The sequence below is a fragment of the Thermomonas sp. genome, assembly GCF_020850895.1.
GTDB lineage: Bacteria > Pseudomonadota > Gammaproteobacteria > Xanthomonadales > Xanthomonadaceae > Thermomonas.
The window spans coordinates 1-9,024 of record NZ_JADZDS010000122.1; the positions used below are offsets into that span (position 1 = coordinate 1).

Consider the following 9,024-nt stretch of genomic DNA (forward strand, 5'->3'; position numbering starts at 1 on the left):
CCGAATTCGAACGCTGGCTGGATGTCCGCGCTGCGCATCCGCGCAAGGCGCGTGGCGACATCCATTGGCGTGGCTTGGCCGACATCGACGTGCCTTCCGTCTACCGTCGGCTGGCCCGCCAACTCGGGCTGGCGCGCCGGCGCGGCTACAGTCCGCACCTGCAGGAGCGCCTGCAGGGTCTGGTGCAGCGGGGCCATGACGTGCTGTACCGGCCACCATTGCCGCGCTGGCAGCGGATGTTCGAGTTCATCCTTGCCGATTTCCCGCGGCTGGTGCGCGCCGAGTCCGGGATGCTGTTGGCTTCCCTGTTGTTGTTCGTGGTCCCGCTGGTCGCCAGCTTCGTCGCCCTGCAGTTCAAGCCAGAGCTCATCCATACCCTGATGCCGCCGCAACAGGTGGCCGAATGGGAGGCGATGTATTCGAAGGCGGCCGAGAGATTGGGTCGGGATTCGGGCAGCGATTTGGCGATGTTCGGCTTCTACATCTTCAACAACATCAGTATTGGCCTGCGGACGTACGCCAGCGGCTTGCTGGCGGGGATCGGGCCGGTGTTGACCATCGCCTTCAACGGGGTGATGACCGGGATGGTGGCTGGGCATCTGCAGACCGTCGGCCTCGGTGATCCGTTCTGGCGTTTTGTGGTTGGCCATGCGGCGTTCGAGCTGACCGCGATCGTGATCTCGGGGGCCGCAGGCCTGCGCCTGAGCTTGGCGCTGCTGGCGCCCGGTCGCCGGACCCGCGCCCATGCGCTGATCGAGGACGGGCGGCGCGGCGCGGCGCTGTGCCTGGGCGTGTTCGTCATGCTGGTGGCGGCGGCTTTCATCGAGGCGTTCTGGTCATCGATCAGCTGGATTCCGGCCGCAGTCAAGTACGGCGTCGCCGCCGGGTTGTGGGCGCTGGTGCTGGCTTGGCTGACACTGGGCGGGAGGGACCGCGATGCGCCTCGGTGATCTGAGCGTCGAGCTGCGGCCGCGCACGCCGTGGGAAGCGGTCGAACTGGGCATCGCGTTGGTACGTCGTCACGCCGGACCGATCTGGCGCGCATGGATGGTGCTGACCTTGCCGGTGTTCATCATGCTCAATGCCCTGGGTTGGGCACTGGACCGGCTTTGGTTGGCAAGCCTGCTGATGTGGTGGCTCAAGCCGGTGTTCGACCGAATTCCTCTGTACGTCATCTCGCGGGCGGTGTTCGGCCCGGCGCCGGGTGTTCGCGACACCATTGCCGGATTCAGGAGCTGGGGCTGGCGGCCGATGCTTGGTTACCTGAGTTGGCGCCGACTTGGACCGGTACGCGCCCTGTATTTGCCGATCGACCTGCTGGAAGGCGGGCCGCGGCCATCGCTGCGGCGTAGCGTGGTGGGTGGAGGCATGCGCGGCCACGCGGCGCTGCTGACCTTGGTGTGTGCGAACTTCGAACTGGTGCTGGTGTTTGCGATGTATGTGCTGGCGCTGATGTTCGTGCCGATCGAACTGCTGTCGGAATCCGCGCGCGCAGCGTGGGAATTGCTGAGCGAATCCCCGCCGCGCTGGATTCAGCTGATCGGGAACCTGGTGCTGTGGTTCGCCGCCAGCGTGATCGAACCGTTCTACGTCGGCGCCGGGTTCGGCCTGTACCTTGATCGCCGCACCCGGATCGAGGCGTGGGACGTGGAAATCGCGTTTCGGCGCCTGCGTGCCCGGCTGCGCGATGCAGCCTTGATCCTGCCGTGCCTGCTGGTGTTGGCGTTGTCCGTGCCCGGGGTGGTGCATGCGGGGATGGTGCATTCTTCAGCGCTGTCGGCATCTTCCCGTGTCGCGTCGGCGGCGGAGCCATCGACGCGGGACGTGTGCACGGCACCGGGCGGCAACGCGGTGGCGCTGGCGACGGCCGATGGAGACGCCGCGCAACCTGCGGTCGACCTGAAACAGGTCTTCGGGCGGGTCGAAGACGATCGCCGATTTTCCGATGCGGCGCGTGCGCTCGCGAACGATCCCCTGTTGCACCCGCGACGGACCGTGACCGAATGGCAGCCTCGCAATCCGCAACGCGCGGACGATTCCCTCGGGGATAACGCCCTGCTGAAGTTGATCTCCAAGGTCTTTGCCCTGCTTTCCGAGTACGGCATGTGGCTGCTGGTCGCGGCGGTGGCCGTTGGGCTGGCAATCAGCTGGCGCACTTGGTTGCCGTGGCTGCGTGGCATGGCGCCCCGGCGGTCCGGTCCACCGGCGCCGATCGAACAGTCGGTTCAGGTCGAAGCAGAGCCGTTGCCGGCGGATGTCCTTGGCCACGCGCGCGCGCTGTGGTCCAAGGGCCAGTCGCGGGCCGCACTGGCCCTGCTGTACCGCGCCAGCGTCGCGGCCATGGCGGAGCGGACCGGCGCCCTGCTGGTGCCCGGCGCCACCGAGGCACAGTGCCTGCGGGCCGCGCGTGCACTCAAGGACGACGATGACCGGGCGGCGTTCGCCCGGATGGTGACTGTCTGGCAATACGCCGCTTATGCCGAACGCCTGCCGGATTCGGGGAATTTCGAATCCCTGCTGGTGCAGCTGGGTCAGCGCTTCGGGTGGGCGACATGACGCGCGGCGGGAAACTTGCCATCTGGCTGCTGGGTTTGCTGGTCATTGGCCTTCTGGTGACGTGGTTTCTGATCACGTTCAAGCAGGTGGAGCGATCGGTCGAGTTGCCACCGCGCGGCGAAGCCAGCTTCAATCCGCTGTACGCGCTCAAGCAGGTGCTGCGCGCAGATGGCCAGAAGGTGCTGTCGCGGCAACGCCTGCAGCTCGACCGGTTCCCGTTGGGGCGGCGCGATACCGTGGTGATCCTCGGCGATCCACGCACGCTCACGGGCATCGAACGTGACCGACTGATGGGTTTCGCCCAGACCGGCGGTCACGTGGTGCTGCAGTTGCCGCCGTGGAACGAACGCGGCAACCAGGATGGCGCTGCCGCGCTGGCGGGTCGCTTGCCGATCCTTTCGGAAATGCGTGAGCCTGACTGTGTGCCGTTCGCCCATTCGAGCGGCGCGTCTGGCAGCCTGTTCTGTTCATCGCCGCGCTTTTCGCTCGAGCCGGGCGCGGACGCTCCTTCGGTTGCATGGAGCCCGGCCCAGGGCGAATACGTCTTTGCTCGCTTTCCGATTGCTGCCGGCAGCGTTGACTTGCTTTCGGAGCTCAGGCCGCTGACCAACAATGCATTGGACGATCCAGGCAACGCCGCGTTCGCACGCCAGTTGCTGGCCCCGAATTGGGGCACAGGTACCATCCACCTCATCTACGCCGCTGACCTGCCGCCGCTGTGGCGCTGGTTGCTGGAGCACGGCTGGCGTGCCCTGCTGCCGGCCTTCCTGGGCCTGCTGCTGTGGCTGTGGATGCGTGCGCAGCGCTTCGGGCCGTTGCTGCCGGCGCCACAGCCGCCGCGGCGCTCGATGCTCGAACATGTCGAGGCCAGTGGCGAACACCTGTTGCGCTATGGCCAGTTGGCGACGCTGCATCGCGCGTTGCTGAAGGCGGTGCATGCGCGCCTTCGTCGGCGCGACCCGCTGGCCGCCGCGCAGGAAGGTGACACCCAGGCCAGCCTGATCGCCACCCGCACCGGGCTGGCTGCCAGTGACGTGCGCGTGGCGCTTGACACCCGCCCGCCGCGCGACGCTCTCGATTTCCGCCACCGTATCGCCCGTTTGATCGACCTGAGGAAACGCCTATGAACACGCCGACCCTGCCCCCCGTTCCACCACCGCCGGTCGGTGCTGCACTGGGCGCACGCGCCAGCGCGATCCGCGACGCCGTCGGCAAGGCCTTCATCGGCCAACCCGAGGTGTTGGACCAAGTGATGATCGCCCTGCTTGCCGGTGGCCACGTCCTGCTGGAAGGCGTGCCCGGGCTTGGCAAAACCCTGCTGGTGCGGGCATTGGCGCAGGCGCTGGATTGCCAGCATGCACGCGTGCAGTTCACCCCGGACCTGATGCCCAGCGACATCAGCGGACATGCGGTGTACGACCCGAAGAGCGAGCGCTTCGAGGTGCGCAAGGGCCCCGTGTTCACGCATCTGCTGTTGGCTGACGAAATCAACCGCGCGCCCGCCAAGACCCAGTCGGCGCTGCTGGAGGCGATGCAGGAACAACAGGTGACCATCGAAGGCGAAAGCTTCGCGTTGCCGTCGCCGTTCCTGTGCCTGGCGACGCAGAACCCGCTGGAGCTGGAGGGCACGTATCCGTTGCCGGAGGCCCAGCTCGACCGCTTCCTGCTCAAGGTGCTGATCGGCTATCCCGGGATCGAGGACGAAAAGCGCATGGTCGCCGCGGTCAGCGAGGGCCGCACCGCCGCCGAGTTCGACCTGTCGCAGGTGCAGCGGGTGATCGGCCATGACGAGGTGCGCGCATTGCAGGTGGGCACCGCACTGGTGCGGGTGGATCCGGCGGTGCTCGACTATGCGGTGCGGATCGCCGCTGCCACCCGCAAATGGCCGGGCATTGCCCTTGGCGCCGGGCCGCGCGGCAGCATCGCCTTGGTGCGTGCGGCGCGTGCGCAGGCCGTGCTGGCCGAGCGCGATTTCGTCACCCCGGACGATGTGCGCGAGATTGCGCTGCCCTGCCTGCGCCATCGCATCCAGCTCGCGCCCGAATTGCACATCGAAGGCCAATCGGTGGATGAGGTGCTGCGGGCGTTGCTGGCCAAGGTGGACGCGCCGCGCCAGTGAGACCGGCACCTGCCCTGATCGGGCTGCTGGCGGGTTGGGCGCTGCTCGGCCTGGTGGTCAGCTTCGACCTGTTGCCGGCCTACGCATGGGCGTTGGGCGGTGCGCTGCTGGCCGTGCTGGCGCTGGCCGATGCCGCAGCCGTGTGGCGACAAACGCCGCCCTCGGTGCAGCGCCGGTTGCCGGACGTGTTGGCGGTGGGTGTTGAACGCGACGTCGAGTTGGTGCTCGTTGCGGGTGCGCAACGCCAATGCGTGGACGTGTTCGACCTGCACCCGGTCGGTTGGGAATGCCACGGCTTGCCGCGTCGCGTCGATCTGCTGCCCGGCAGCGACAGCCGGCTCGGCTATCGATTGCGCCCCATCGAACGGGGTGACGCCAACTTCGCCGGCGTGCACCTGCGCCTGCACTCGCCCCTGCGGTTGTGGCGTCGCCGGTGCAACGTGGCGCCTGCGCAGGCGGTGCGCGTGTTTCCGAACTTCGCACCGCTGGCCAAGCTGGCCATGCTCGGCGATGAACAGGCATCGCGCGCGGTGGGTGCGCATGTGCGCCGTCGTCGTGGCGAAGGCACCGATTTCCACCAGATGCGTGATTACCGCATTGGCGATAGCCTGCGCCAGATCGACTGGAAGGCCACCGCGCGGATGCGGCGGCTGATCTCGCGTGAATACCAGGACGAGCGCAACCAGCACCTGGTGATGCTGGTGGACACCGGCCAGCGCATGTTGGCACGCGACGGCACGCTCTCGCATTTCGACCAAACCTTGGATGCGGCGCTGGTGGTGTCATGGCTGGCGCTTCGGCAGGGTGATGCGGTCGGCCTGCTGGCCCATGGTGGGCCGCGCCGCTGGGTGCCGCCGCAGCGTGGTGCCGGCGCCATCGACATGCTGCTCCGGCAAACCTACGACCTGCAGCCGCAGCCGGTGGCCACCGACTACCTTGCCGCCGCCACCGAGCTCACCTTGCGCCAGCGCCGCCGCAGCCTGGTGATGCTGGTCACCAACCTGCGCGATGAAGACAGCGAAGACCTGCTTGCCGCCGTGCGCCTGCTGCGCCAGCGCCATCACGTGGTCATTGCCAGCCTGCGCGAGCAGGTGCTCGATCAAGCACTGGATGACGATGCGCATGACTTGCGCGGCGCCCTGCGTGCCACCTCGGCGGCACGCTACCTGGAGCAACGCGCCGCCGCCCACGATGCCCTCGTTGCCCACCGCGTCGCCGTGCTCGATGTCACCTGCGCGCAATTGCCCGGTGCGCTGGTGGAGCGTTACCTGCAGATCAAGCGCGAGGGGTTGCTGTAAGGCGGGGAACCACGTGCTGCGCCGCGCCACCCGATGACGGCTTGGCCACAACGCAGGGCAAAGATTTGCGCCGGCTTGGAAGTCATGCGACTTGCTGATTTGCAAGAAATGCTGATGTTGAGGGTATTGACCAGACGGAGTAGGCCCACGGAGGGAATTCCGGGTGAGCCGCCTTGACCTGCGTCACGGATCGCATCCAAATCATTAATAATCATTAACAAAACCGCAAGATTGTGCTTAGAATCAAAGGGCTGCATGGGGGGGCAGCCGCAGGCCGACGTGGCCTGCGTGTCCTCGCCTCACACATCTGTCGGTGCGCGAGGTGCGGCTTTGGCTGTCCGGACTGCGCGGCTGACGGAATGTCCTTTCGTTACGCCTGACCGTCGAGCGCCATGACCGCATCCGTTTTCCGCAAGATCAGCCGCCTCCTGTCCTTGCGCTCTGGCGCGGCCCCCGCGCGGCGGCGCCCCGGCCCGGCCCTGCTTTGGCTGCTGGCGACGGTGCTCTTGGCGGCACCGTTCACGGCTTCGGCCCAGCTGAACCTCAACGGCCGCTCCTACGACGTCCAGGGCGACGTGGCGATGATCGGCAACCAGTTGCTGCAGTGCAGCAGCGATCAGAGCAACGCCTGCCACGGCAACAACGGCAGCAATACCAACGTCAACATGGTGTGGGTCAACGTCGATCCAGTGGGCGCGCCGGCGCCAGCCAACTCGTCGACCGCAGACCTGACAGTGGGAATGATGCCCAGTGGTGCCACTATCAAGACAGCGTGGCTGTATTGGGCTGGCCGCTCTGGTAATAGCAACGCGAACCGCGGTGTCATCTGGCTCAAGATCCCCGGTGGCGGTTATACGCAGATCACGGCCAGTGAACTGAACACGTTCACCACCGTGGCGAACACGGACAACACCAGTCGGCCATATACCGCCAAGGCCGACGTCACGGCGCTGGTGCAGGCCGGTGGAAGTGGCACCTATGCGGTGGGTGGGCTCACCGCCAACTCCGGCAATGGCGGCAGTCTGGGCAATTACGGTGGCTGGGCGATCATCGTGCTCTACGAGCACAACAGCAAACCGCTGCGCAGGCTGATGCTGTGGGATGGGAATGCCGGATATCTTGGCAGCAGCGGAACCGTGGCCCAGACCGTGAGTGGAATCCTCACGCCGCCTTCCGGCAACTTCAACGCCTACATGGGCGCACTGGTGTGGGAGGGTGATGCCGGGCTCACGGGGGATAACTTCAGCCTGACCGGCGCGGGTGTCCTTGATGGGGGTGTGCTATCGGATACGGCCAGTCCGAACAACAACTTCTGGAACAGTCGGGTCAGCAACCTCGGCGTGCTGAACACCGCCCGCAATCCGGCGCACGCCAACAACTACGCCATTGATCTCAAGCTGGTCGATATTTCAAACATTCCGGCCAATGCCGGCAAGCCGCGCATCAGCAACAGTGCGACCACGGCCACTCTGACATTTGGAACGAGCGCGGACAATTACTTCCCCCACGCCCTGGTCTTCGTGTCCGACCTGTTCCGCCCCAGCGTGTTGCCTTCGCTGACCAAGACGGTCGCCAACGTCAGCCGTCCCGGTGCCCCCGACGTGATGCCGGGAGAAATCCTCGAATACACCATCAAGTTCGGCAACAGCGGGCAGGACGGCGCGATCCGGGTCGTGGTGACCGATCCGATCCCCACGGGCACCACCTACGTTCCCAATTCGTTGAGCGTCCATCGCGACGACGGGCTCGGGATCGGCAGCGCCACGCCGCGCAGCGACGCCAGCGGTGATGACCAGGGCGAGTTCAACGGCAGCCAGGTGGTGTTCCGGGTGGGCTCGGGGTCCGATGCCGTCAATGGCGGCATGCTGGCGCAAAACCAACAGGCTGAACTGCGCTTCCGCGTCACCGTCAACCCCGATTTCCTCGGCCCCACGCTGACCAACGTGGTGTCGCTGACCCACGGCTCGCAGACGTTCCCGAACGATCCCGACCAGACCGTCACCGGCAACACCAACAGCACCATCCCGCTGCTGATTCCGCCGGTGAGGGTGACCAAGACCTCCACGCCGAGCTCGGGCAGCACGGTCAACGCCGACGACGAGATCACCTACACGCTGACCGCAGAAGTGACCGACGTGGCGCTGGCCACCGCGTTGGTGCTGACCGACACGCTGACCGCAGGACAAATGTTCGGCGCGGTGATGCCGGGGTCGTCGTTCTCGGCCAACGTGGGCGGCGCACCGGTGTTGGTGTTCACCCTGCCCGCAGGCACGGTCCCCGGCACCTATTCCGTCAGCTACATCACGAGGGTGGAAGCGAACGCGAGTGGCAGCATTGGCAACACCGTGGTTGCCTCCGGCCAGGTGCCGGCACCGCTGTGCACGAGTTGCACGACCACCCATCCCCTGGCCGATCCGGCAATCAGCATCTTCAAGCTCTCGGCGCCGGCCGACGGGTCGGACGTGGCACCGGGCGACACCGTGACCTACACGCTGATGGCCACCATCACCCAGGCCGCGCTGACCAGCCCGCTGGTGCTGACCGACACCCTCGGCACCGGCCTGACGTTCGGGTCGGTGACTGCGCCGGGAAGCTATACGCCGGATACGTCAGCCGCACCGGTGCTGACGTTCACCCTGCCGGTCGGCACCCCGCCCGGCGCCTACGCGGTGGAATACACCGCGACCGTGGCCGCAGGCGCCACCGGCAGCGTCGGCAACAGCGTGGTTCCGACCGGCGGCAGCCCGACGGCGCCCACCTGCGCGGATTGCACCACCACCCACACGGTGAAGGCCGACCCGGACCTCGCGGTGGTCAAGACCGGCCCGGCGGCGGCCACTTACGGCGTTCCCTACGACTACACGATCACGGTCACCAACAGCGGCGGCGCAGCCACGACGGCGGCGGCGACGGTGACTGACGTGATTTCGGATGACTTGGGTATCAACAGCGTCAGCCCGGGTTGCGTGGTCAGCGCCCCGCCCGCCCCGTTCGTCGTCACCTGCACGGTGCCGGCGGGGCTGTCGAACGTGGCGCCGAACAATACGGCCA

At 66.8% G+C, this 9,024-nt stretch carries 5 protein-coding genes and 1 pseudogene; all 6 read left to right on the forward strand.

What is annotated here, in order from left to right; translation table 11 throughout:
- Window positions 1-17 precede the first annotated feature (17 nt).
- A complete protein-coding gene (locus IT472_RS11000; protein ID WP_297181559.1) occupies window positions 18-950 on the forward strand; it encodes a stage II sporulation protein M in 933 nt (310 codons plus the stop codon).
- Window positions 937-2,556 (forward strand): DUF4129 domain-containing protein, encoded by a 1,620-nt coding sequence (locus IT472_RS11005; protein WP_297181555.1) that lies wholly within the window; start codon window positions 937-939, stop codon window positions 2,554-2,556. The genes IT472_RS11000 and IT472_RS11005 overlap by 14 nt, the downstream gene beginning before the upstream one ends.
- Complete coding sequence (locus IT472_RS11010) at window positions 2,553-3,683, forward strand: DUF4350 domain-containing protein (protein WP_297181556.1); 1,131 nt, start codon at window positions 2,553-2,555, stop codon at window positions 3,681-3,683. Before IT472_RS11005 ends, IT472_RS11010 begins: the two co-directional genes overlap by 4 nt.
- Complete coding sequence (locus tag IT472_RS11015) at window positions 3,680-4,675, forward strand: MoxR family ATPase (protein WP_297181557.1); 996 nt, start codon at window positions 3,680-3,682, stop codon at window positions 4,673-4,675. Before IT472_RS11010 ends, IT472_RS11015 begins: the two co-directional genes overlap by 4 nt.
- On the forward strand, window positions 4,672-5,973 hold the full coding sequence (locus IT472_RS11020) for a DUF58 domain-containing protein (RefSeq protein WP_297181558.1): 1,302 nt from the start codon (window positions 4,672-4,674) through the stop codon (window positions 5,971-5,973). Before IT472_RS11015 ends, IT472_RS11020 begins: the two co-directional genes overlap by 4 nt.
- Before the next feature lie 392 nt (window positions 5,974-6,365).
- Window positions 6,366-9,024, forward strand: a pseudogene (locus tag IT472_RS11025) (hypothetical protein); the annotation flags it as partial.

Excerpts from the sequence above, each read along its gene's own strand:
- IT472_RS11005 (WP_297181555.1), top strand. The coding sequence starts at position 937 with ATGCGCCTCGGTGATCTGAGCGTCGAGCTGCGGCCGCGCACGCCGTGG.
- IT472_RS11010 (WP_297181556.1), top strand. The coding sequence starts at position 2,553 with ATGACGCGCGGCGGGAAACTTGCCATCTGGCTGCTGGGTTTGCTGGTC.
- IT472_RS11015 (WP_297181557.1), top strand. The coding sequence starts at position 3,680 with ATGAACACGCCGACCCTGCCCCCCGTTCCACCACCGCCGGTCGGTGCT.